At 56.0% G+C, this 22,586-nt stretch carries 20 protein-coding genes, 2 tRNA genes and 3 pseudogenes; 10 read left to right on the top strand and 15 right to left on the bottom strand.

All coding sequences use genetic code 11. The features are described from left to right. Window positions 1-12 precede the first annotated feature (12 nt). The 3 genes from MTP41_RS04715 to MTP41_RS04705 are packed head-to-tail and all read left to right on the top strand — an operon-like array spanning window position 13 to window position 3,464. Window positions 13-1,896: a hypothetical protein gene (locus MTP41_RS04715; protein WP_097776398.1), complete on the top strand. Its 1,884-nt coding sequence runs from the start codon at window positions 13-15 to the stop codon at window positions 1,894-1,896. Window positions 1,897-1,899: 3 nt separating this feature from the next. Beyond that, window positions 1,900-2,085, top strand: a complete 186-nt coding sequence (locus tag MTP41_RS04710; RefSeq protein ID WP_005944623.1) for a hypothetical protein — start codon at window positions 1,900-1,902, stop codon at window positions 2,083-2,085. A gap of 14 nt (window positions 2,086-2,099) precedes the next feature. Next, complete coding sequence (locus tag MTP41_RS04705) at window positions 2,100-3,464, top strand: cell envelope biogenesis protein TolA (RefSeq protein ID WP_249236299.1); 1,365 nt, start codon at window positions 2,100-2,102, stop codon at window positions 3,462-3,464. A 507-nt stretch (window positions 3,465-3,971) separates the two neighbouring features. Here the strand turns inward: MTP41_RS04705 and MTP41_RS04700 are convergent. From MTP41_RS04700 to MTP41_RS04685, 4 genes are all read right to left on the bottom strand, one after another. After that, window positions 3,972-4,048 (bottom strand) — tRNA-His (locus MTP41_RS04700). Between the two features lie 8 nt (window positions 4,049-4,056). Then, window positions 4,057-4,130 (bottom strand) — tRNA-Arg (locus MTP41_RS04695). A 144-nt stretch (window positions 4,131-4,274) separates the two neighbouring features. Further along, window positions 4,275-4,811 carry a phosphatase PAP2 family protein gene (locus MTP41_RS04690; protein WP_118529060.1) on the bottom strand — a complete coding sequence of 179 codons (537 nt, stop codon included), beginning with the start codon at window positions 4,809-4,811 and terminating at the stop codon, window positions 4,275-4,277. A gap of 31 nt (window positions 4,812-4,842) precedes the next feature. After that, window positions 4,843-5,406: a DUF1643 domain-containing protein gene (locus tag MTP41_RS04685; RefSeq protein ID WP_097776400.1), complete on the bottom strand. Its 564-nt coding sequence runs from the start codon at window positions 5,404-5,406 to the stop codon at window positions 4,843-4,845. Between the two features lie 172 nt (window positions 5,407-5,578). Between MTP41_RS04685 and MTP41_RS04680 the strand changes: the two genes are divergently transcribed. Both MTP41_RS04680 and MTP41_RS04675 read left to right on the top strand, forming a co-directional pair. Then, complete coding sequence (locus MTP41_RS04680; protein ID WP_249236298.1) at window positions 5,579-7,504, top strand: BMP family ABC transporter substrate-binding protein; 1,926 nt, start codon at window positions 5,579-5,581, stop codon at window positions 7,502-7,504. Between the two features lie 37 nt (window positions 7,505-7,541). Then, entirely contained in the window at window positions 7,542-8,198 is a 657-nt protein-coding gene (locus MTP41_RS04675; RefSeq protein WP_097776402.1) for a metallophosphoesterase family protein, read from the top strand. A 133-nt stretch (window positions 8,199-8,331) separates the two neighbouring features. Here MTP41_RS04675 and MTP41_RS04670 read toward each other — a convergent pair whose 3' ends face one another. From MTP41_RS04670 to MTP41_RS04625, 10 genes are all read right to left on the bottom strand, one after another. Continuing rightward, window positions 8,332-8,640, bottom strand: a complete 309-nt coding sequence (locus tag MTP41_RS04670; RefSeq protein ID WP_005944609.1) for a DUF6465 family protein — start codon at window positions 8,638-8,640, stop codon at window positions 8,332-8,334. A gap of 298 nt (window positions 8,641-8,938) precedes the next feature. Beyond that, window positions 8,939-9,418, bottom strand: a complete 480-nt coding sequence (locus MTP41_RS04665; protein WP_249236297.1) for a hypothetical protein — start codon at window positions 9,416-9,418, stop codon at window positions 8,939-8,941. Between the two features lie 245 nt (window positions 9,419-9,663). Next, the gene (locus tag MTP41_RS04660; protein WP_249236296.1) at window positions 9,664-10,302 is read right to left on the bottom strand and encodes a GDSL-type esterase/lipase family protein; all 639 of its coding nucleotides are present in this window, start codon (window positions 10,300-10,302) and stop codon (window positions 9,664-9,666) included. Between the two features lie 6 nt (window positions 10,303-10,308). Then, window positions 10,309-11,238 carry an ROK family protein gene (locus MTP41_RS04655; protein WP_249236295.1) on the bottom strand — a complete coding sequence of 310 codons (930 nt, stop codon included), beginning with the start codon at window positions 11,236-11,238 and terminating at the stop codon, window positions 10,309-10,311. 15 nt (window positions 11,239-11,253) lie between these two features. Continuing rightward, on the bottom strand, window positions 11,254-11,958 hold the full coding sequence (locus MTP41_RS04650) for an N-acetylmannosamine-6-phosphate 2-epimerase (RefSeq protein WP_249236294.1): 705 nt from the start codon (window positions 11,956-11,958) through the stop codon (window positions 11,254-11,256). 3 nt (window positions 11,959-11,961) lie between these two features. Next, complete coding sequence (locus MTP41_RS04645) at window positions 11,962-12,411, bottom strand: YhcH/YjgK/YiaL family protein (protein ID WP_005944594.1); 450 nt, start codon at window positions 12,409-12,411, stop codon at window positions 11,962-11,964. A 71-nt stretch (window positions 12,412-12,482) separates the two neighbouring features. Then, window positions 12,483-13,412: a dihydrodipicolinate synthase family protein gene (locus tag MTP41_RS04640; protein ID WP_097775095.1), complete on the bottom strand. Its 930-nt coding sequence runs from the start codon at window positions 13,410-13,412 to the stop codon at window positions 12,483-12,485. A gap of 204 nt (window positions 13,413-13,616) precedes the next feature. Continuing rightward, window positions 13,617-14,591: a carbohydrate ABC transporter permease gene (locus tag MTP41_RS04635; RefSeq protein WP_005944590.1), complete on the bottom strand. Its 975-nt coding sequence runs from the start codon at window positions 14,589-14,591 to the stop codon at window positions 13,617-13,619. 15 nt (window positions 14,592-14,606) lie between these two features. Next, complete coding sequence (locus tag MTP41_RS04630) at window positions 14,607-15,530, bottom strand: carbohydrate ABC transporter permease (protein ID WP_173012868.1); 924 nt, start codon at window positions 15,528-15,530, stop codon at window positions 14,607-14,609. Between the two features lie 113 nt (window positions 15,531-15,643). Then, window positions 15,644-16,993: an extracellular solute-binding protein gene (locus MTP41_RS04625; protein WP_249236293.1), complete on the bottom strand. Its 1,350-nt coding sequence runs from the start codon at window positions 16,991-16,993 to the stop codon at window positions 15,644-15,646. A 473-nt stretch (window positions 16,994-17,466) separates the two neighbouring features. Here MTP41_RS04625 and MTP41_RS04620 point away from each other — a divergent pair, with 473 nt between their 5' ends. The 3 genes and pseudogenes from MTP41_RS04620 to MTP41_RS04610 form a co-directional block, all read left to right on the top strand. Then, window positions 17,467-18,312 (top strand): MurR/RpiR family transcriptional regulator, encoded by an 846-nt coding sequence (locus MTP41_RS04620; protein WP_097776409.1) that lies wholly within the window; start codon window positions 17,467-17,469, stop codon window positions 18,310-18,312. Between the two features lie 330 nt (window positions 18,313-18,642). Then, window positions 18,643-19,158, top strand: a complete 516-nt coding sequence (locus MTP41_RS04615; protein WP_120120587.1) for a helix-turn-helix domain-containing protein — start codon at window positions 18,643-18,645, stop codon at window positions 19,156-19,158. A gap of 125 nt (window positions 19,159-19,283) precedes the next feature. Beyond that, window positions 19,284-19,733, top strand: a pseudogene (locus tag MTP41_RS04610) (replication initiator protein A); the annotation flags it as partial. 256 nt (window positions 19,734-19,989) lie between these two features. On the opposite strand, the gene MTP41_RS04605 reads toward MTP41_RS04610, so the two are convergent. Next, a complete protein-coding gene (locus tag MTP41_RS04605; protein WP_154244678.1) occupies window positions 19,990-21,195 on the bottom strand; it encodes an IS110 family transposase in 1,206 nt (401 codons plus the stop codon). Window positions 21,196-21,468: 273 nt separating this feature from the next. On the opposite strand from MTP41_RS04605, the pseudogene MTP41_RS04600 reads away from it, so the two are divergent. Both MTP41_RS04600 and MTP41_RS04595 read left to right on the top strand, forming a co-directional pair. Further along, window positions 21,469-21,891, top strand: a pseudogene (locus MTP41_RS04600) (DUF6017 domain-containing protein); the annotation flags it as partial. Next, a pseudogene (locus MTP41_RS04595) lies at window positions 21,891-22,529 on the top strand (ParA family protein); the annotation flags it as partial. The pseudogenes MTP41_RS04600 and MTP41_RS04595, both read left to right, overlap by 1 nt. Between the last annotated feature and the right edge of the window lie 57 nt (window positions 22,530-22,586).

Genomic DNA, 22,586 nt, shown 5'->3' with positions numbered 1-22,586 from the left:
GGAGGTGAGAGCATGGTTCTGGCAAACAGAGCAAAGCTGCAGAACAGCCGCAGTCTTGTGCGGGTATTCGGCGGGCTGAACGAGACCTATGCCTGCTCGGAAGCAGAGTACAGCGCGGGCGTGAATTTTTCTGCCCGGGATTTCCCGGCGCTGAGCACCCGCAAGCCGCGCCGCAAGCTGAGGGAGTTGACCGGGCTGAACGGCATGTATCACCTGAACGGGCTGCTGACCGTCTGCGGGAAGGATCTGATCTACACGCCGGATGCCGACGGCGCGAACCCGGTGACCTGCACCGAGGCAGTGACCGACGGCAAAAAGGCACTGGTGGGCATTGGTACAAAAATCCTGATCTTCCCGGACAAGGTAGCCTTTGATACAGCGGACGGAAGTGTTTCGGCACTGGGAGCTGTATGGCAGGCAGAGGGACAGAGCGTGCAGTTTGCACCCTGCGATGCCGCGGGCAAGGCCTACGAGGTGAGCGGTTACGGCAAGGAGGAACCGGAGAAGCCTGCAGACGGACAGCTCTTTTTGAAGGTGGAAGACGAGGAGCACCCATGGGCCAGTACCAGCACACTGGAAGAGTACAGCGCATCCTCCGGCAGCTGGACGGCAGTGCCGCTGGAATACTGCCGCATCACAGCGGCGGGCGCGCAGAGGCTGTTTGCCCAGTGGGACACCGTGACCGTGCAGGGCACGGCAGCACAGCAGGCTGGCATGTGGACAAAGCTGGACGGGGATCTGGTAGTTTACGATGTGCTGGAAAACGGGCTGCGCGTGCGGGTAAGCCCGGAGGGAGATCATGTTTACGGCACGCTGGTGCAGAGCGCCGAGAGCGCCCAGTGGACCAGCCTGGACGGCAAGGAGACACGCAGCTTTGCGGTGAGCACGCCGGTGCGGATGGAACGCCGCGTGCCGGATCTGGACTACGTTACCGAGTGCGACAACCGGGTATGGGGCTGCAGCAGCAAGGAAAACGTGATCTATGCCTGCCGCTTAGGCGACCCCACCAACTGGTTTTCCTACCGGGGCATTGCGGCAGACAGCTACGCAGTGACGGTGGGCAGCGATGGTGCGTTTACCGGCGCGGCCACATGCATGGGCTATGCACTGTTCTTTAAGGAGAACACACTGCACAAGCTCTATGGCTCCAAGCCTTCGGATTTTCAGCTCACCTCGCTGCGCTGCCGGGGCGTTGCCAAAAACGCGGCGCGCAGCCTGTGTGTGCTGAACGAGACGCTCTATTATCTTTCGCCGGACGGTGTGATGGCATGGGACGGCAGCATTCCAACAAAAGTGTCCGGCGCGTTGGATTCGGGCCGACTGGCCAATGTGCAGAGCGCGGTGGGCAGTGCGCTGGATGGCCGCTATTACCTGCATGTGGCCCGCACGGCGGCAGGCGAAAATACGGCAAGGCTGCTGGTGTACGATACCGAGCGCGCGCTCTGGAGCGAAGAAAACGTGTGCTCCTACGAGATGACCAGCACCGGCGGACAGCTTTATCTGTGGGACGGGCAGGCACTGTGGGCCGCAGATCCCAGCCGCGAAGCGGACTGGCAGGCCACCGACGGTGTGGAGGAAAAGCTGAACTTTGAGCTGACCACTGGTGACATTGGGCTGGACGGGGCCGAGGACCGGTATCTTTCCCGACTGACGCTGCGGCTGGATGCCGAGTGCAGCAGTACGGTGGAGGTGGCCGCCAGCTATGACGGCGGCCCATGGGAGACGGTGGCAAGCCTGACGGCACAGGACAAGCGGCGCAGCTTTGATCTGCCGTTCGTGCCCCGGAGGCACGGCACCCTGCGGCTGCGCCTGAAGGGCAGGGGACAGATCACCCTGCGCAGCATTGCAAAAACAATGGCCGCTGCCAAGGGCGGCATTGCAGGCGGGGAGGTGTGACGAATGGCAAGCGTGATGGGCATTAACAAGATCGGCCTGCCCAAGCTCAGCGAGAACATGGACCCGGAGGATGCCCGCGCCCTGCGCAGCTACCTGTACCAGATGCAGGAACAGCTGCAGTATGTACTGAGCAATCTGGACGTTGAAAACATGTCCGACGAGATGCGCACGAAACTGCAGAATTTATAAGGAAAGGATCATATATGGCAAACAGAAAGAAAAAGGACGAAGCGCTTGCCGCTGTGCAGGCGCAGACGGAGGGCAGCGGCCAGCCTGCCGTGCAGAGCGGTTATTCCGCAGCGGGACTGGACAGCCGCTCGGAGGTGGAAAACGCACTGGCAAATTCCAGCTACAAGCCCAGCCAGACCGTGACGGATGCCGCAGATGCGCTGAAGGAGTGGCAGACAAACCGCCCGGGCGATTATCAGAGCAGCTATCAGGAGCGGATCGACCAGCTTTTGAACCAGCTGCTGCAGCGTGAGAGCTTCCAGTACAGCTACACCAAGGACCCGCTCTACCGCCAGTACGAGCAGAACTATTTGCAGAATGCCCACAACGCCAGCGCAGATGCTGCGGCGCAGGCTGCAGCCCTGACCGGCGGTTATGGCTCCAGCTATGCCACGAGCGCCGCCCAGCAGGCGTATCAGCAGCAGATCGGCGCGCTGAGCAGCGCCATCCCCACGCTGTACAGTCTGGCGCTGGATACGTATACCAGCGGCGGAAACGAGCTGGTGAGCCAGCTGGATCAGCTGAACAACAGCGAACAGGATGCCCAGCAGCAGTACAACAACAAGCTCTCGGACTACTACACCCAGCTGCAGCAGAAGGGCGAAGCATACAACAACGCCTATGCGCAGGACTACGGGCAGTATCAGGATTATCTGAGCCAGCTGGGCACCCTGCACGATTATTACTCCGCGCAGGAACAGCAGCAGGCAGCACGCCGCCAGCAGGTGTTCAACAATGTGATGACCGTGCTGGGTGTGCTGGGCGATGCGGTGCAGATCGTTCTCAGCGGCACCACGGGCGTTGGCTCCATGCTGAGCGGCCTGCTGAATACCGGCTATAACATCTACTCCGGCAACCGTCAGTACGAGGCAGACCGTGCGGACACTCAGTGGAACCAGCAGCTGCAGGAGCGTCAGTATCAGGACAGCCTGAACCAGCAGCGCTACGAGAACGAGACGAGCGAGCGGGAGTATCAGGACAAACTCAACCAGCAGAAATTCAACAACGATGTCACAAGCCAGAAGCTGAACATCGCACTGGGCGAGTGGAACCTGAAAAAGTACAATGCAGCGCAGAAAGCAAGCCGCGCTGGCAGCACGGCGGCAGGCAGTAAGACTGGCGGCACTGGCACGGGCAGTACGTCCTCCGGTACGGCCAGCCGCAGCACGGGCACTGCCACCCGTCTGGGCAGTGACACCTCCCGGAATGTGACGGTGCCCTACATGGCCATGCTGATGCGCAGCCAGGGCAAGAGCGATACCAGCATCAGCACCGCACTGCGGCAGGATGGCTATTCCAGTGCAGAGATCGCACAGATCCTGCAGCAGATGAGGCGCTGACCGTGCGGGTGGATATCAAACAATAAAAAGCATGTGCAGAGCACACAGGAGCCGTTCCGGCCAGAGGTGTTCTGCACATGCTTTTTTAGCAGAAAATAATGGCGTGCTGTTCGAGTCCCACTGGGCACCCCGCCAAATAAAAAAATCCGCCGATGCAAAGCATCAGCACAGCATTTGTCTTGGTAGACATTCCTACTGATTGGGACCCGCAGGCTAACCAACAGCCCACTGGGCTGTTGGTTGCTCTGCCGCTGACGCGTCAAAGCCGCCTTGTTCGAGCCCCACCGGGCACGCCCACCAAATAAAAAAATCCGCCGATGCAAAGCATCAGCACAGCATTTGTCTTGGTAGACATTCCTACTGATTGGGACCCGCAGGCTAACCAACAGCCCACTGGGCTGTTGGTTGCTCTGCCGCTGATGCGTCAGAGCCGCCTTGTTCGAGCCCCACTGGGCACCCCGCCAAATAAAAAAATCCGCCGATGCAAAGCATCAGCGGATTTTTTGGTGGGGTGCCCAGTGGGACTCGAACCCACGGTCTCCAGATCCACAATCTGGCGCGTTAACCGACTACGCTATGGGCACCACATAGATGCGCCCGAAGGGACTCGAACCCCCGGCCCACTGCTTAGAAGGCAGTTGCTCTATCCACCTGAGCTACGGGCGCACGTTGTAATCCCATGGGTTCCATTATGGCGGCAGCTGTGTGTCGGCACACGCTGCGAGAAGTATAATACCATACAGGCCCCATTCTGTCAAGCAAAAAATGCAAAAATCTTTTTTCTTTTTTCAAAGCCCGCAAAGCACTGCTTTACAGCAGCCACATGCCCGCAAAGCCCAAAGCAAAGCCAAGCGCGGCTCCGCCCACGACATCGCGGATATGGTGCACGCCGGTCAGCACACGGCCAACACAGATGAGCACCGTGATGCCCACCATCACCCAGCCCGCCTTCGGGTAGAAATACATCCATACCATGGCCAGCACGGAAGCGCTCAGTGCGTGGCGGGAGGGAAAGGAGTGTCCCCGAGTCTCCTTGTGCCGCAGCGGTTCAAAGCCGGGCTGTTCATAGGGACGCGGCAGGTTCAGCCTGTCCCGCAGGATGGTGCCGCCCCAGAAGGTAAGCCCCGGCACGAACACCGTCCGCGCAATGACGGCGGTGAGATCCAGCGCGGCTTGACGCTGACTGCCCAGCAGCCGAAACAGCCGGACGTTCAGCAGGCAGAGCAGCACCGGATAACATACAAAAGGGATGAGCGGCAGCCAGCGATCCAGTGCCACCACACAGCGCTTGGCTGTGGGGTGGGCATCCATCCAGCTGTGCAGGGCGTGATAATGTTCTGAGGTCAAAAAGATCCCTCCGCATCGGGCACCTGAAAAATTAAAAGCAGGTGTCCAGATAATTTTCCACATCAAAGGGTTCGGGGGTGGAATCCTTGCGCAGGTACAGCGGGTGGTGGGGGTGGCCCTTTTTGCTGCGCCGGCCAAAGGTGACCCACGGGATCTCCCGTTCCCGCGTCAGGGCCACCATCTCCCGCATCAGGCCGGGCAGATAGTCCCGCTTTTCGATCAGCGTGCCCCACGCTGCCCACATGGTGGGTTCGGTCTGGGCCAGAACTGCCCGGAGCCAGCGCAGATTTTCGTCGCACAGGGCACGGTCCGGCACACGGTCCATATCGTTTGGGTCGGTGGCGCGCTGGGGATACACGTTGAACATGATCCAGCTGTCAAAGCCGTTGGCGGCGGCAAGGCGCTCCACACTTTTCAAGGTGGGATCCAGCGCACCGGGCTGGGCGGTGCTGGGGTTGATGCCAATGCATACCAGCGGGTGGGTGCCAATGCGGCCCAGTATGTAACGGTAAGGCTGATATGTATGCGGCTCGTAATACCAGATGCCGCCGGGATATTCGTCGGCCTTGAGTACGGGGATCTGTTCGGTCTGCATGGAAAGAATGCTCCTATCATTGTTTGCTTTCTATTATCGTACCTGAAACTGCAGGATAAATCAACTCTTTTGTGCGGAAAATCCTCCCATAAAATCAAATTTCATGGTATACTAAAGAAGGACGCTGCGGCAGCTGGCTGCAGCGCATTGCAGCTGAGAAAAAGGAGCAACTATGCTGGAAGATTACAAGAACGCACTGAAGAGCGGTCAGCGCGCTTACCGTGCCTGTGTGGCGCGCGGCCAGTCGCCGTATCTTGCAGTGCTGGACGATATTCTGGTCAATGTGAACATCGTGGCGCAGGAGCCGCTGGGCCTTGTGGAGCTCCCGGCGGAAAGCATCGTCGGAACAAAGACCAGCGGCCGTCACACCGCCTTTGCACCGAACTTTATGCCCCTGCTGGAGCCGGACACCGAGTTTGCAGCCAAGTGGTCGAACCTCTGCGATGCGCATTTGGAAGAAGGAATCCACACCCCCATCATCGCCTATGAGTTTCTGAACAAATTCTATGTGCAGGAAGGCAACAAGCGGGTATCGGTGCTCAAGTATTTTGATGCGGTCAGGATCGCGGGCACGGTCACGCGGCTCATCCCGGAACGGAACGATAGTCTGGAAAACCGTATCTACTACGAATTTCTGGATTTTTACAAGCTCTCCAAGGTCAACGATGTGCATTTCTCCCGTCTGGGGGGTTACGCAAAATTGCAGACGCTGGTGTGTAAGGCCAGCGGTGAAAGCTGGACGGATGATGACCGGCTGAGCTTTTCCGCCTTCTATACCATGTTCCGCCAGCAGTTTCTGGCTCTGGGCGGCGGCGGACTGAATCTGACTGCCGGCGATGCTATGCTGGTGTATCTGTCGGTCTACCGTTACGCGGATGCCTGCGAGAGCACGCCCAGCCAGGTGAAGCAGAATCTGGAAAAGCTGTGGGATGAGGTGAAGGTGCTCACCGAGCCGCAGGCCGTGGCCCTTTCGCTGGAGCCGAAGCAGGGCCCCGGCGAACCGCTGCTGGCAAAGCTGAACATCTTTACAAAGCCCAGCGAGCTGAAGGTGGTGTTCCTGCACGAGCACAACGCCGAAAACAGCGCATGGGTACGCGCCCACGACAAGGGCATCGAAGCGCTGCAGCAGGCGTTCCCGGACCGGGTATTCATCACCCGCAAAGAGAACATCGAGCCTGAGGTGGACGCGGAGCAGGTGCTGGAGGATGTGGCTCACGACAATGCCGACGTGGTGTTCACCTCAAGTGCCCGGATGCATACCGCCTGCCTGAAGGTGGCGGCCCAGCACCCCAAGACCCGCATCCTGAACTGCTCGCTCAACGCACCGCACCCGCTGGTGCGCACCTACTATCCCCGCACGTATGAAGTGACCTATCTGCTGGGCATTCTGGCCGGTGTACTGACCAAGACCGACCGCGTAGGCTATGTGGCGGCAAACCCGGTGTACGGCATCCCGGCGGCAGTAAACGCCTATGCGCAGGGCCTGAAGACCGTGCGCCCGGACGCAAAGGTGGTGCTGCGCTGGGCCTGCCTGCCGGACCCGGCACACCCGCTGGATTTCTCTGACCGGCCGGATGTGGAGATCTTCTATGCCCGCGATAACCGCGAGCCGGAAGGTACCCACCGGGACTACGGTCTGTGCCGCCGCCAGCCGGACGGCACCCTGCAGCCGCTGGGCCTGCCGGTGTGGCGGTGGGATACCTTTTATACCGAGATCATCCGCTCCATTTTTGACGGCGCGTGGGACAACGATGCAGCGGGAGCCAGAGCCGTGAATTACTGGTGGGGGATGCGCAGCGGCGCAGAGGAGATCGATTACAGCAAAGACCTGCCCGCAGGCACTTTACAGCTGCTGGACCTGATGGAAAAGATGCTGAGCGAGAACGACCTGCGCATCTTCCCGGAAGACCTGTACGCGCAGGGGCATGTGCTGCACTCGCCGGAGGCCGTGGTCTACAGTCCCAAGGAATTGATGGAGATGGACTGGCTGGACGAATGCGTGGAAGGTGCGCTGCCGCACTACGATGAATTGGATGTAAAAACGCATACGCTGATGGCGATCAACGGCCTCAATACCCTGAAAGGGTTTGTGAAATAAGCGGCCCTCAGGCCGAGAGAGAACGGAGCAAACCGATGTGAAAATTCTTGCAATTTCGGATGTGCCCTCTAAAGCACTGTGGGACTACGGTACCCGCGAACATCTGGAAGGCATCGACCTGATCCTTTCCTGCGGGGATCTGCCGCAGAAGTATCTGGAATATCTTACGAACTTTACGGCTGCGCCCATCTTGTATGTCCACGGCAACCACGACGGCAGTTACAGGGAAAATGAACCTGGCGGATGCATTTGCGTGGACGACAGCGTGTATGTGTGGAAGGGCCTGCGCATTATGGGACTGGGCGGCAGCATCCGCTACAATAACCGGGAGGACAGCTTCCAGTATACGGAAAGGGAAATGCGCCGCCGTGTGCGCAAACTCTGGCGCAAGGCCCATCATGTGGGCGGCATCGACCTGCTGCTCACCCACTCCCCGGCGGCTGGCCTGAACGACAGCACGGATCATGCTCACAAGGGTTTTGCGTGCTTCAATGATCTGATGGATGAATACGAGCCGCAGTGGTTCGTGCACGGCCATGTGCACCTGAACTATGATGCAAAGCTGCCGCGCGTGTGCACCCGCGGCAAGACCACCGTGATCAACGCTACCGAGCGCTATGTGTTCGAGATCCCGGACCCGGACCCCGTGATCCAGCATCATCCGATCTGGAAAAGATGGTTTGATGTAAAATGAAAAGCTGCCTTGCATTTTTGGATGCAGGGCAGCTTTTTTTACGGTTTAAAATGGAGCCTTGTGTGGGAACGGACAACCCGCCGCAAAACAGGTGCGGAGTGCTTTGCAGCAGGAGAAAAGAATACAGGAAAAGTTACAGCTCCAGCTTGCCGGAGACTTTGTTGATCACGTAATAGGCAGCGTCTTCCTCGGGCTTGACGTATACCTTGCAGGACTGCACGCCAACCTTGTGGGTAGCGCGGTAATCGGCCTTGGCACGGTCAATGATATCGGTCACGTTGTACTGTTTGCCGCTGAACTCCACGTACAGCTCCGGTGCAAGCGGGGGACGGCCGCGGCGTGCAGGGGCCTTGGCAGATTTACGGGTCTTAGACTCCTTGGCCTCAGCGGCAGGAGCTTCCACAGCAGGAGCAGCCGCTGCGGTCTTTTTCTTTTCGGGCATAGATAAACCCCTCCTTGATCGTATTTGGATGCTGCACAGGGGGCTGCACAGCATTGGCTCCATGAAATATATTACTTATATAATAAGTTTTTAGAAATGGTTTGTAAAGTCTTTTTTGCAAAAAACTTTCGGAAAAAGGCAGGAAATCGGGTGTGAAACTCACTGGAATGCATTTTGATGCAACAGTATTACGGAACTGCCACAAAAACACGCAAAAAAGGCGGACCTTTCTGGTTTGCGCCGGGAACGCTCCCGCTACAAACCCGGCGGGTAAAAGCGGCGGCTTTCCGGCCCGGATTTACTCCCGGCAAAGCTCCCTGGCGCGTTGCACAACAGGGGCAAGAAGCTCCTCGTCCCAGTCCTCGGCAAGGGTGAATAGCAGCTGATAAACGGCGGCCTGCGCCTGACCCTGCGGGCGCTTTTGGGCCAGCGCAAACGCGGCAGAAAGCATTTGCAGCTTGAGGGTGCGGATACTCTCGGGCGCAGCCCACAGGCGGACAAAATCGTAATCGTTCGTGTTGCCGCAGGGCATGGCACAGGTGGCGCAGCCCGGGGCAACGCGGTGCTTTTCAGTCTGGACGATGGCAAGCATCCGCTGCAGCCTTTCCTCCGGTGCATCCGGCTGCGCGGCAAGGCGCAGACCGGCGTTCAGCACCTCGTCGGTGTCGTCCGTTTTGGGCTCGCTGGTGGTGGCCCTTGCAAGGCCTACAAGGGTACCCAAAAGGGTATCTCTTGCCTGCTGAGCAGGGGTGACAGGCGCTTTTAAAAGTTCAGGCATGGCACAGTTCCTTTCAATGGTTCTTTCTGCGGAAAGTATAGCCGATTCTGCTATGTTTTACAAGATGAACAAAACGGAAATTAAAAATAAAATATAGGCTGCTTGTGAGTTTGATGCCGTTTGTGGTTATGACCCTATTTCGTGAAAAAAAGTTCTCAAAAAGCCCGCAGGCTTTTTGAGAACCCAATAAAAATAATAATTCCGCTAAAGATGCTCAGAGCGGAGCTTTTAAAATCGTGCTCTGCTCAGATCAGGCCCGGTACTTCTTTTGCCAGCAGCTCCGCCAGCTGTGCGTGGCCCTTGCGGGTCAGGTGCATGAAATCCACCTTGTTGAACTCGCAGTCCTTTGCGTCCAGGAAGTGCACGCCCTGCCGCTCGCAGATGATGCGGAGCTGCTCTGCCACACCGGCAGATTTTTCCACACAGCCATCGCCCATCACAGCGTCGTGGAAGCCTGCGCCGATGGGAGGAGGTGCCACCACCAGAATGTTGGGCTGCTTGGTGCCCCAGCAGTCTACGCTCTTTGCTTTGAGGATGAGCCGCTCCATGCCTGCAGCAATGCAGGCGGCATTGGCACCAAAGCGCTCCTTCACATCGTTCGTGCCCAGCATGATGATGAGCAGGTCGATGACCTCGTGGCTCTTGAGCAGGGCATAGATGACGCTGAGGGCATCCATGGATTCGTGGATGGGGTCCACAAATACGGTGGTGCGGCCGGAAAGGCCCTCTTCCGTCACAAGATATTCCTCGCCCAGCGCCTTCTGCAGGCGGCAGGTCCAGCGCTCCTCTTCATTGAAGCGGATGCCGTGGTCGGCGCAGTCGTTCGGATCGGCACAGTAGCCGTGGGTGTTGGAATCGCCCAGACAGAGGATATGTGTTTTCATATATGATTACTCCTTTTCCATGGTCTGCCGGAAGTAGTACACTGCGCCCACCATACCGGCATCGTTGTGCAGCTGAGCGGCGCGCACTTCCAGTCCCTCTGCAAAGGCGGGCATGACCGATGCTTTCACCTTTGCGGCAATGGGTTCGATCAGCAGTTTCTGCTGCGCGCTCACGCCGCCGCCGATCAGAATGAGCTGCGGGTTGAAGATGTGCACCATGCCTGCAAGGCCCTGTGCGATCTCGTCCGTCCAGTGGTCCAGCAGGGCAAGAACTGTCTCGTTGCCTGCTTCGGCTGCGGCAAAGATGGCGCGGCCATCCTTCCAATCGGGGCTCTTTTCCTGTGCGGCGCGCACCAGCGCGGTGGTGGCAGCGTAGCGTTCCCAGCAGCCCTTTGCGCCGCAGGTACAGTCCACACCGTCCAGTGCATGGGTGCGGTAGTGGCCCAGCTCACCGCCAAGGCCCCGCGCGCCCTCTAACAAATGGCCTCCGGTCAGGATGCCGCCGCCCACGCCGGTGCCAAGGGTCACACCGATCACGTCCGTATAGCCCTGTGCAGCGCCGACCCACACTTCACCCAGTGTCATGCAGTTGGCGTCGTTGGCCACTGTGACGGGCAGGCCGAAGTCCTTTTCCAGCGCAGCCTTGATAGGGCTGCCGATGTAATTGGGAAAGTTGCCGCAGGTACCGGCCACGATGCCCTTGCGGCTGTCGATCTGACCGGTGGCCGAAACGCCGATGCCCGCAAGGCTTTCCACCGGGATGGAATTTGCAGTCAAAAACTCCTTTGCGGCCCTGCGCACGGTGGTGAGAACAGGCGTCTGGTAGCCGTCAAAACTGACACTCTCTTCGCCCTTGAGCAGCACCCTGCCGGTCTCATCCACGATGCCCAGCTTGACGGCAGTGCCGCCGATATCAATGCCAAAATACTGTTTCATCCGGCACACTCCATTTTACTTTTTTGCGGCGTTGATGGCACCGGTAAAGCGGGCCGTGATCTCTGCCGGGCGGGTGATGGCACCGCCCACCACCAGTGCGAATGCACCGGCTTCCAGCGCCTTGACCGCCTGCTCCGGGTAGTGGATGTGGCCCTCGGCAATGACCTTTGCCGGGCACTCTGCGGCCAGCTTATGGACAAAATCAAAGTCGATATCGTCAATGCCTTTTGTTTCCGGGGTGTAGCCGCGCATGGTGGTGCCCACAAAGTCGGCACCGGCTTCGGCGCAGGCCATGGCGTTTTCAAGGTTGTCGCAGTCGGCCATGACCAGCTGGTCGGGGTACTTTGCCTTGATGGCGCGGATGAACTGGGCAGAGGTGGAGCCGTCCGGGCGCAGGGCACCGGTGCCCTGCACGGCAAGGATGTCCACGCCGCACTCCACCAGCTCGTCCACTTCCTTCATGGTAACGGTGATGTACATGGGCGTGCCGGGGTAGTCCTTTTTGATGATGCCGATGACCGGCAGATCCACCACCTGCTTGATCTGGGTAATGTCGCGCACGGTGTTGGCACGGATGCCCACAGCACCGCTCATGGCGGCGGCTTTCGCCATCAGCGGCATCACGCCGCCCTCTTTCGTGTACAGGGGCTCCGTCTCCAGTGCCTGACAGGAGACGATCAGACCGCCCTTGATCTGAGCAAACAGTTTTTCCTTATCCATCGTTCAATCCTCCATCCGAATCTTTACAACAGCCTTGCGCACGCCCACACAGCCGTGCTGTACAAGGCCGGGTTTGTGCAGCTCCGTGGGGAAGAACAGCACAAAGCGTCCTTCGCCCAGTGTGCCGGTCACGACACTGGCGCTGTCCTGAAAACCGCAGTCGCCGGTAAAATCGCCGATCTCCCTGCCGGGATTTGTGGTAAAGCCCCAGCCCTCGCTGCCGGTGATGTCGAGCTGCAGGTCAGCATACTTTTTGTGATATTCCGGGTGGTAGCCATCGTCCGAATGGAGCGTGGCATCCATCGTGTTGATGAATACTTCCTCGCCATCCACCTCGGTGCGGCCCAGAGGCAGGCTGGCAGGGTCGTGGGTCAGCAGGTAATCAATGGCCGTGTCGAGATTTTTGCAAAGGCCCTTGTAGCGCGTCAGGTGCTGCAGGGTATCACAGATCATAAAACGTCCCTCCAAAAACAAGCGCCCGCTCTCCCCTCTGAAAAGAGACGGAGAGGGGCGCTGCTTCAATTTTACAGTTTTGCGATGGCAGCTTCGATCATGGCCTGTGCTTCGGCCACGATGGCTTCATCTTCCGGGATCAGGCCGGGCATCGGCTCGCGCACGCCGCCCAGCTCCAGACCGTACATCCGGCGCAGGATCTCCTTCTGTACGGCGTACAGGTTGCCGTGGGCTTCGCACATTTTGTAGATGATGCGGTCGGCCTCGTACTGGATCTCCTGAGCCTGCTTGATTTCGCCCTTGTTGATGTGGTCGTTCATGGCCAGATACAGCTCGGGCATGACGGCGTAGGTGCCGCCGATGCCGCCGTCTGCGCCGATCACACGGCCGGAAACAAACTGCTCATCGGGGCCGTTGAACACCACAAAGTTCCCCTCGCCGCGGGCGGCGATACCGGCATCCTTGAACATCTGGATGTCCTGGGTGGGCATGGAGCTGTTCTTCACAGCCACTACATTGGGGTTCTTGAGCATTTCCTTCAGCAGGCTCATGGTCAGGCCGGTGCCTGCCAGCTGCGGGATGTTGTAGATGACGAACTCGGTGTTGGGAGCAGCAGCGGACATATCGTTCCAGTACTTTGCAATGGCGTACTCCGGCAGGTGGAAGTAGATAGGAGGAATGGATGCAATGGCATCCACGCCCACGCTCTCGGCATGGCGGGCCAGCTCCACGCTGTCGGCGGTATTGTTGCAGCCGACATGCGCAATGACGGTCAGCTTGCCCTTGGCTTCGCTCATCACGGCTTCCAGAACGGCCTTGCGCTCATCTACGTGCTGGTAGATGCACTCGCCGGAGGAACCGCCTACATACACGCCCTTGACGCCTTTGGCGATCAGATGGCGGGTAAGGGCCTTGACACCCTCGGTGGAAATGTTGCCCTCTGCGTCGTAGCAGGCGTAAAAGGCGGGGATGACACCCTGATATTTTTTGATATCTTTCATGTTCCAAACCCTTCTTTAAAAATAGTAATAAATACAGATGAAATGGTTTTGCATCAAGCTCGTACGCTTTCTGTTCCGGGCAGCGGCATCAGCGCCCTCTTGCGGTGCCCTGCATCCGCTTCGGCCCTTGGGCGGGCCTTGCGTCTTGCAGACCGCTGCGCCAAAAATCCCTCCCTGTTTCCGCCGCAGGCGGCGGTCGGGATTTTAGCCCTTAACAGCACCCATTGCGATGCCTTTGGTAAAGTACTTCTGGAAAATGAGGAAGATGATGATGATAGGCACAGCAGCCAGTGCGGCACCTGCCATGATCAGGCCAAAGTCGGTGCTGTTCTCAGCCTGCAGCTTTGCAATGCCCAGAGAAATGGTCAGGTTGCTGGTGCTGGACAGCATGATCAACTGCATGAAGTAGTCGTTCCAGCTGTTGATGAAGGTAAAAATGGCCAGTGCACCGATGCCCGGCTTGACCATGGGCAGCACGATGTCGATAAAGGTCTTGGCCTCGCTTGCACCGTCGATGCGGGCTGCTTCCAGCATCTCAGTGGGGATGCCCTCACTGAACTGCTTCATCAGGAACACACCAAAGGGCCAGCCCACGATGGGGAAGATGACGGCCCAGATGGTGTTGTACAGGTTCAGGCTGCTCATTTCGCGCAGCAGGGGGATCAGAATGACCTGCTTGGGCAGAGCCATTGCACACACGATGAGGGTGAACAGCAGCTTGCGGCCTACAAAGCGCTTTTTTGCCAGTGCATAGCCGGCCATGGCGGCTGTGATGCAGGTGAGGATCATGGACATGACGGCCATGAACACGGTGTTGATCATCCAGCGGATGGCAGCGGGAGCGGTGGGGCCTACCGAGAAGTAGATGGGCTCGCCGTTAGCGCTGAACTTGGAGCCAAAGGGCACAGCCAGCTGCCACAGCGGGGCGCTCTTGCCGGAGAACAGCTTCTGATAGTTTGTCAGCACCCACTGGCTGGGCCACCATTCCGGGGTGGTGGCGTTGATGGCGGCACCGGTCTTGAAGGAACCGGTGATGATCCAGTACAGCGGGAAGGCGAACAGCACCGCGACGATGCTGATGAGGATCAGCGTCAGGATCATGTAGGCGCTCATTCTCTTGAGCTTGCTGGGGTGACGCTTCAACGGTTTTTGCTTTTTTGCAGCGGCATTTGCACTCATTGTCCGGCACCTCCTTTAATTATCCTGGTTGCCCAGCTTGAACTGGACAGCCGACAGAATGGCGATGATGATTGCCAGCACAACACCCATTGCGTTGCCGTAGCCGTAGCGGTACAGCTTGAAGGCGGTGTAGTAGATGTAGTACATGATGGTATCGGTGCTGTGGTTGGGGCCGCCGGAAGTCAGCAGCTGGATCAGCGCAAAGCACTGGAAGGAGTTGATGGTGGTAATGACCAGAATGTACAGGGTGGTGGGCATGATGGCGGGCCACTTGATCTTCCAGAAGCACTGGAAATCGGTGGCACCGTCCACTTCTGCAGCTTCCACGATGGACTGGTCCACATTGCCCAGAGCGGAAACGTACAGCACGATGGGCTGGCCCACAGAGGTGGTGAGCAGGATCAGGATGATGCAGCCCAGAGCAAAGCGCTCATCGCCCAGCCAGTTGATGTTCTTGTCAATGAGGCCCAGAGTCTTGCCCAGATAGTTGAAGATGCCATAGTAGTTGTTGTACATCCACTTCCACACCACGGTAACAGCCACAGAGCCGGTGACCACGGGCAGGTAGAACACGCAACGGAAAAGGCTGGTAGCCCACTCGGGCAGGTCTACGATGGCAGAGGAGACCCACAGCGAGAAGGCGCAGGTCACGGGCACGGACACCACCACGATGATGAAGGTGTTCTTTAAGGCACCCAGAAAGATGGGGTCTGTGAACAGTTCCTTATAGTTTGCAAGGCCCACAAAGATATCGGCACGGTTCATGGTGGAATCGAAGAAGCTGGTCACCACGCACAGCACCATGGGATAGATGACAAAGCCCAGAAAGAAGATCAGGCTGGGCAGCAGGAAGCAATAGGAAGCGAAGGTCTCGCGCCGTACCAGCGCACTGCTGCGCTTAGGCTCTTTGATCGCCGTTTTTGCAGCCAAGAGAATCACCGTTCCTTTCGGTTATGATTTTTTTTTTTACAAATAAAGCCCCTCCCTCGTCGGGATCTTCGAGGAAGGGGCGAAGCGTCAATAATTATCTGCCCCCGGCAGAGTGGATGGGCTTATGCCTGTGCGGCAGCGTTTGCGTTGTCCACAAAGGTCTTGACGGCAGTCTCGACATCCTCACCGGAGCCGACGCGCTGCAGCATGTTCCACCACTCGGTACGTGCGGTTGCCCAGCCCGGAGTGATCTGGTAGTAGTCGCCCAGATAAGCCATGAACTTGCTGTACTCGCTCATGATCTCGTTGTCGGCGTAGATATCGCCCACGCTGGTGCGGACCGGGAAGTAGGTGGAAGCCAGCACACTGTCCTTGACCTGATCGGGGTCGGCAGCGATGAAGTCGATGAAGGTCTTGGCTGCTTCGATCTTGGCCTCGTCGCCGTTATCAAAGATGCCGAAGCCCCAGATGCCGCCACACAGCTTCGGGTCGCCGCTTTCGGTGGGGAAGGCCATGGGGAAGATCTCGTCGCCATCGTTGGTCAGACCGGCGGCGTTGTTGTCGCTGTTGGCCTGCTGTGCAATGTTCCAGCAGAATGCCATCTGCAGGGTGCCGTTGCGGAACAGGGTGATCTCGTCGCCGCCTGCGATGGAAGCGTCAAAGTTGATGCCCTTGGTGTCGTGCAGGGTCTGGATCGCCTTGATGTTCTCGGCGGAGTCAGCAGTGTACTTGGTGTGGGCTGCATCGGTAAAGGTGCCGCCGTACATGTTGTTGATGATGGCGCGGGTGCCCTGGTCGCCGCCCTGACCTGCGCAGTAGATGGCTGCAACGTTCTCGTAACCGCCGTTGTACAGGGCATCAACGGTCTTCAGGAAGCCGTCAGTGCTCCAGGTATGCTTGTCGGTATCAATGTACTGGTCAGCGCCCACTTCCTTGACCTTGGTCATGTTCACGGCCATGCAGTGTGCGGTCATGCACAGGGGATACTCGTAGTAGTTGCCGGCAGTGTCCTTGCAGGCGGACTCAACGGACTCGTAAATGTCCTTCTTGGCATCGTCGGTCCACAGGTCGTTCAGCGGAGCCATAACGCCCTTTGCGCCCCAGTTTGCAACCAGACGCTCGGGACCTTCCATGATCAGATCGGGTGCGCTGCCGCCCTCGATGGCGGTGTTCACCTGATCGTCGCCGTTGGTGTAGTCCAGATACTCCACAGTGACCTTGATGTCAGGATACTTTGCGTTGAAGCTGGAAACCAGACCCTGAACGGTCTCGTCGTTGCCCCAGCCGCCGATGGGGTATGTCCACAGCTTGATGCTGGTGGAAGAAGCAGCTGCGCTTGCAGCGGTAGAACCTGCGGTGGAAGCAGCAGTGCTGGTGCTTGCAGAAGAGCCGCCGCATGCGGCCAGAGCGCCGGCTGCGCCCAGAATGCCAGCGGCCTTCAGGAACGAACGGCGGGAAATGCAGTTTTTCATAGTAGTTTCTCCTTCGCATTCAAGATGCTTCACGTTGTTGGCGGCCTGCCGTGCCAGCGGCCGCTCTTGATGGCTCCATTATAGAAAAATATTTTCATTTTGTCCATTCATGGTTTTCATAAATTTTCAGAATGACAGTGTGCATTGTGCACAAAAGTGTGGGATATATGTTGAAATGCAAAGAAAATCTTGCTTTACTCTTCTGAAACTATTACAAAATGGTACAAACCCACCAAAACGATAGTGAAAATGTTTTTCTAAACAAAAATGCAAAATTGAAAGATATTTTCACAAAATGGCCGGTTTTTCCGCCAAAACTGTGTGCTCTGCACAGAACTGCGAGCCAAAATGTGGGCAATGCGTCTCTTGCGAAGCGGGGACGATTCTTTTATACTTTTTATAAAGGTGAATGAAACGGTCGGCAGCTGATCCGGGTCGGTGGACTGCTGCGCCGGAAAAGAGGAAAAAGAAAAATGGCAACGAATTTTTGGGAGCTGCTGCAGCAGCATCAGGGCGACCTGACAAAATCGGGCCGCACCGTGGCGGACTATCTTGTGCAGCACGCGGCAGAGGCACAGTATCTGTCCATCTCCTCGCTGGCAAAGGAGTGCTGTGTGGCAGAGGCAACGGTGTTCCGCTTCTGCCGGGCGCTGGGGTTTGAGGGCTATCATGAAATGCGCATTTCGCTGGCGCAGGCCAACGCCACCGGTGCACTGGTCAACCAGCATGTGCCGGAGCCGGATGCCGACACGGCAGCTTTGTGCGAGCACGCCAGCGCCCTGCTGATGACTACTATCAACGGCACCCAGAACAATCTTTCGCCGGAGGCGGTGGACAAGGCTTCGGAGCTGATGCACAAGGCCCGGCAGGTGTACTGCCTTGGTCAGGGCGGCAGCATGTATATTGCAAATGATATCTGCGCCCGCTTTGCCTGCATCTCCACCAAGTTCCGCACGGCAGGCGACAGCCATATGCAGCTGATCACGGCCAGCCTGATGACCCCGGAGGATGTGGTGCTGTTCGTTTCCTATTCCGGCGCTACCCGCGATATGCTGGAAACGCTGCGCGCGGCCAAGGCGGCGGGCGCAAAGATCATTCTGCTCACCCATTATGAGGATTCGCCCGGCGCAAAGCTGGCGGATATCGTGCTGCTGTGTGGTGCGCAGGAAAGCCCGCTGGACTCCGGCAACATCCCGGTCAAGGTGGCGCTGCTGTATGTGGCTGAAGTGCTGGTGCTGCGCTACACCATGGACGACCCCGAAAATGCCAACGCCGCACAGGATCGCACCAGTGAAGCACTGGCGGTCAAAATGCTGTAAAAATATTGCCCGCAAGGCCCCTGCAGATCCCGTGTTCTGCGGGGGCCTTGGCATATCCGGCAAAGGGTGCGCAAAATCTGTTTCTGATCTTTTTCAAAAAAAATAGACCTCATCTTTTTGATGAAGTCTATTTTTCTTTAGCCTCTTAACTTAACGGCATCGGATGAATGCCTGATGGGCTTTTATGCCGGTGGTGGGGGTCTCCCGCGCACTGAGCAACAGCCCGCAGGGCTGATTGCTCCCCTGCTGTGCAGGGTCGTGCTGTTCGACCCGCTCACACGCCGCAGATAAAAAGGAAGCCCCCCAGACAAGCTGGAGGGCTTCCTTTTTATGCCGGTGGTGGGGGTCGAACCCACACGTGTTATTAGCACAAGGGATTTTGAGTTTTTATCCGCATCTTCCATCTGGTGTCATCCAGTGATATCTAGTGATATCTGGTTCCCACTCTGCAAAGGCAAAATTCACGCCTCAACGAACAATAATTTGAAATATCCACGATTTTTCGATGCGTTTTTCCTCTACTCTGTTTTTTCGGTTTGGACCGCCCAAATGGAAATTGGAGGGATGTTCAGGAGGGATGCAGGGCAAAACGCTCCTCTGCTTAGGCACAAAACGAAAGGAAAGTCAAGGATAATGAATCAAAATCAAGCAAAAGAGTATTATAAAAAATTATTTGTGAACTATCCTGATGTGCTGTCTGTCGAAGAAGCAACAACTTTACTCGGTTTCAAAAGCCAGACTGCCATCATCAGAAGAATCCATCAACATAGAATTCGCTGCCTGAAAGTCGGACGATCTTTCATGATTCCGAAAGAATATCTCATCGACTATCTTTTGGATAGCTAAATTATATAGCCATTATATTACATAGCGCACCACTTTTCAATAAGAAAAGAGTGCGCTTTTTATTTTCAAACGAAAGGCGGTTGATTTTTTGAACACAAGCTGGAGCAAAACGTTGAAAAAGCCACATGACCCTTGACTACTTTTACGGACAAGCCGGAGAACTGTTTTCGTTCTACCGCATTCCCAAGGCTCTTTTTCAGGAGCCACGGTTCCAGAGTCTGTCCACCGATGCAAAAACCCTGTACGGCATCCTGCTGGACCGCATGAGCCTGTCTGTGAAAAACGGCTGGCTGGACGAGCAGAACCGGGTGTTCATTATCTTCACGATAGAGGATGTCAAGAGGGCGTTGTGTTGCGCAGACAACAAAGCGACCAAGCTGCTCCGGGAACTCGAAAAGTTTGGTCTGATTGAACGAAAACGCAGAGGTCTGGGAAAGCCAAGTTTGGTGTATGTGAAGAACTTTTCGGCAGAATCGTCAAAATCAATATTCCAGAATCGTGATTTTCACGATTCTGGAGGCTTCAAAAACGCAAGTCAAGACCCTTCAAAATCACGATGTAATAAGACTAAAGACCTGCTAATAAAAGTCAAGTCCCAAAACAAGAAAATTCGCTAACCGACCGCTGCCCATGACAAACAGTATTCAAATGCTGGTCAAAACACAGCGAGGGCGACGGAGGGGATAGCAAAGCAAGCCCAGCCAGCCCTCGCAAAATCAGGATAGCATTTGAATGCTTCGGTTTGTCAAGGGTTCGCTGCGCCAGCTAAGCGGTTCTTTGAATTCAGCTCAGGCTCAAGAGGAAATTACGACCAAAAACAAATATCCATGCTTATTTTGAGTGTTTGGAGTCCATTACAGCTTTCACTCTAGCATAATAGATTCGCAAGAACTTGTTGGCTGAAGCCATCATGTAAACTTTGTAGGGTTTTCCCTCAGAGCGCTTTTTGTTCATGAATTGAAAAACCGGCTCATCCTGAGGTTGTGTCTTCAAGATGACAGTCATAATCAGAAAGAGCGTCCTACGTAGAACAGCCGAACCCACTTTACTAATTCCGCTATCGTTGCCCACAATCTTGCCAGAATCATTTGGCTGCGGTTCAATTCCTGCAAATGCAATGAGTGATTTCTTGGATGAGAAACGACGGACATCTCCGATCTCAGCCATCAGTTGAGGACCGAGAGAAGGGCCGACGCCGTACATTTCCATCACAGTATCAAATTCCGGAAGCTGTTGAGAAAGGCGAAGCATCTCCTGCTGGAATGCAGCCACGGACTGAGATACGGCTTTCAGCTGAGCGACCTGTTGCTGAATAAGGAGTTTTGAGGTTGGGGATTTTGGAAGAGAAGCAGCATTGACTGCACAGGCATAGATCGTATCCGATTTTGAGCGAGTGAAATTATATCCGTGCTTCTGACACCACTTTAAATACTTTTTAGCAAAGGCATCAGAGGAAAGGCTTGAAACACACTCACTGTGCCAGAAGTCTCCAATGAAATCGACCCATTTTTCGCACCCGTTGCTCTTTGCGGGGCTTGAAAATAGCTTGTTTGCATCTGGAAAGGTCAGGTCAAGAGATGAGATCAGATTATTCTTCAGCATAGTACGAACTGCCACGGCTTGCTGGTACTGACGATAACAATTCTTCAAAGCCAGCCGGGTATCATCTTCGGGAAGATACTGTCGTAGCCGTGTCCACTTGTCGAGCGTATAGTTGGCGATTTTAACAGCGTCTTTTCTATCCGTTTTGACACGTCTTAAACTGTTGTTGTCATAGTCATGAATCAGAACAGGATTGACTACGGAAACGAATAAGCCCGCATCGTGTAAAACGAAAGCAACTGGTTTGTGGTAATTCCCGGTGGCTTCCATGACGACACGGGTCTCTCCGTCCAAAGCTTTGAGCTTCCCAGCCAGATCGTTCAGGCTTTGGGCGGTGTGTAAAACTTCAAAGGGTTCGAGTACTACTTCTCCAAAGGGGCGCATGACGCAAACCATGCTCTTTCCTTTGGAAACGTCAATGCCTACAGCGTTCATAACGGTTCCTCCATTACTTTGTATTTGCAACCGGAATCCATCTTTTACTCGTTGCCGATTCAATCTATTGGGTGACACGAACGCTCCGCTTGGCGGGTGGCTCAACCTGCTTAAAACGAATGCTACAACAAGAGAGATGGTCAACTGTCTTTAGAACGGGCGTAGAAGCCCAGAGAATGATGCGTTAGCCGATTACTCTCTTATTGTAGCTTAGGTACGAGTTGGAATGGAATATGGCTGGCTGCCATATCCGGTTCCATGTTTATTGTAATAGAGAATGATACTGAAATGAGTGAGACTGATCCATTCTATTCTGAAGAAGCGGATGGGATGAGCAAACGCACCCAACTGGAAGAATATTTTTCTCAGTCTTTGGAGATAGACCTTTTGCTCCGGCTCTGCCCGGATGACGAGGACATTATCTACCAGATCGTAGACTTGCTGGTGGACACCTGCGCTACCAACCGTAAGCTGCTGCACATTGCTGGGGACGATAAGCCCGCCGAGGTGGTACGCAGTCGGTTTATGAAGCTGAACGCTGACCACATCAAATTTGTGTTGAAGTGCCTTGCAGAGAACAGCAGCCCAATCAGGAACATGAAGCAATACCTGCTCGCTTCTCTGTACAACGCAACGACCACCATGCAGCTTTACTATCAGAATCAGACCAACCACGATTTAGCGAAACGGGGGTGATAAAAATTTCCAAAAAAGCAACCACGATTGCCATTGTCAACCAAAAGGGAGGCACTGGCAAAACAACAACCTGTGAAAACTTGGGTGTCGGTCTTGCCGCCGAGGGTAAGAAGGTCCTACTTGTAGACGCTGACCCGCAGGGTTCACTCACCATTAGTATGGGCTGGCAGAAGCCGGACGAACTGCCCGTTACTCTTTCTACCCTGATGCAGAAAGCCATGAACGACCAGTGCATTCCGCCCGGTGAAGGTGTGCTGCACCATGCAGAGGGTGTAGACCTCATCCCGGCCAACATTGAGCTGGCAGGGCTGGAAGTTGCCCTTGTCAATACCATGAGCCGGGAAAAAATGCTGAAGCAAGTCTTGGACAGTGCAAAGCAGGACTATGACTATATTCTGTTGGACTGCACTCCCTCCCTTGGGATGCTGACCATTAACGCGCTGGCGGCGGCAGACACTGCTCTGATACCCGTACAGGCACAGTACCTTTCCGCGAAAGGTCTGGAACAGCTTTTGCAGACCATCAACAAGGTGCATCGGCAGATCAACCCAAAGCTGAAAATCGAGGGCATCCTGCTCACCATGACGGACAGCCGCACCAACTATGGAAAGCAGATCGACACTTTGATTCGTCAGGCATCGTCAACGAACTGATTCAGCAGCAGCTGAATGACTTCCCGGACGAGGACATTAAGG

Source organism: Faecalibacterium sp. I4-3-84, from assembly GCF_023347255.1.
Taxonomy (GTDB): Bacteria; Bacillota; Clostridia; order Oscillospirales; family Ruminococcaceae; genus Faecalibacterium; species Faecalibacterium taiwanense.
The sequence above is the reverse complement of the archived record's forward strand: the minus strand, read 5'-3'. Positions and strand labels throughout refer to the sequence as shown.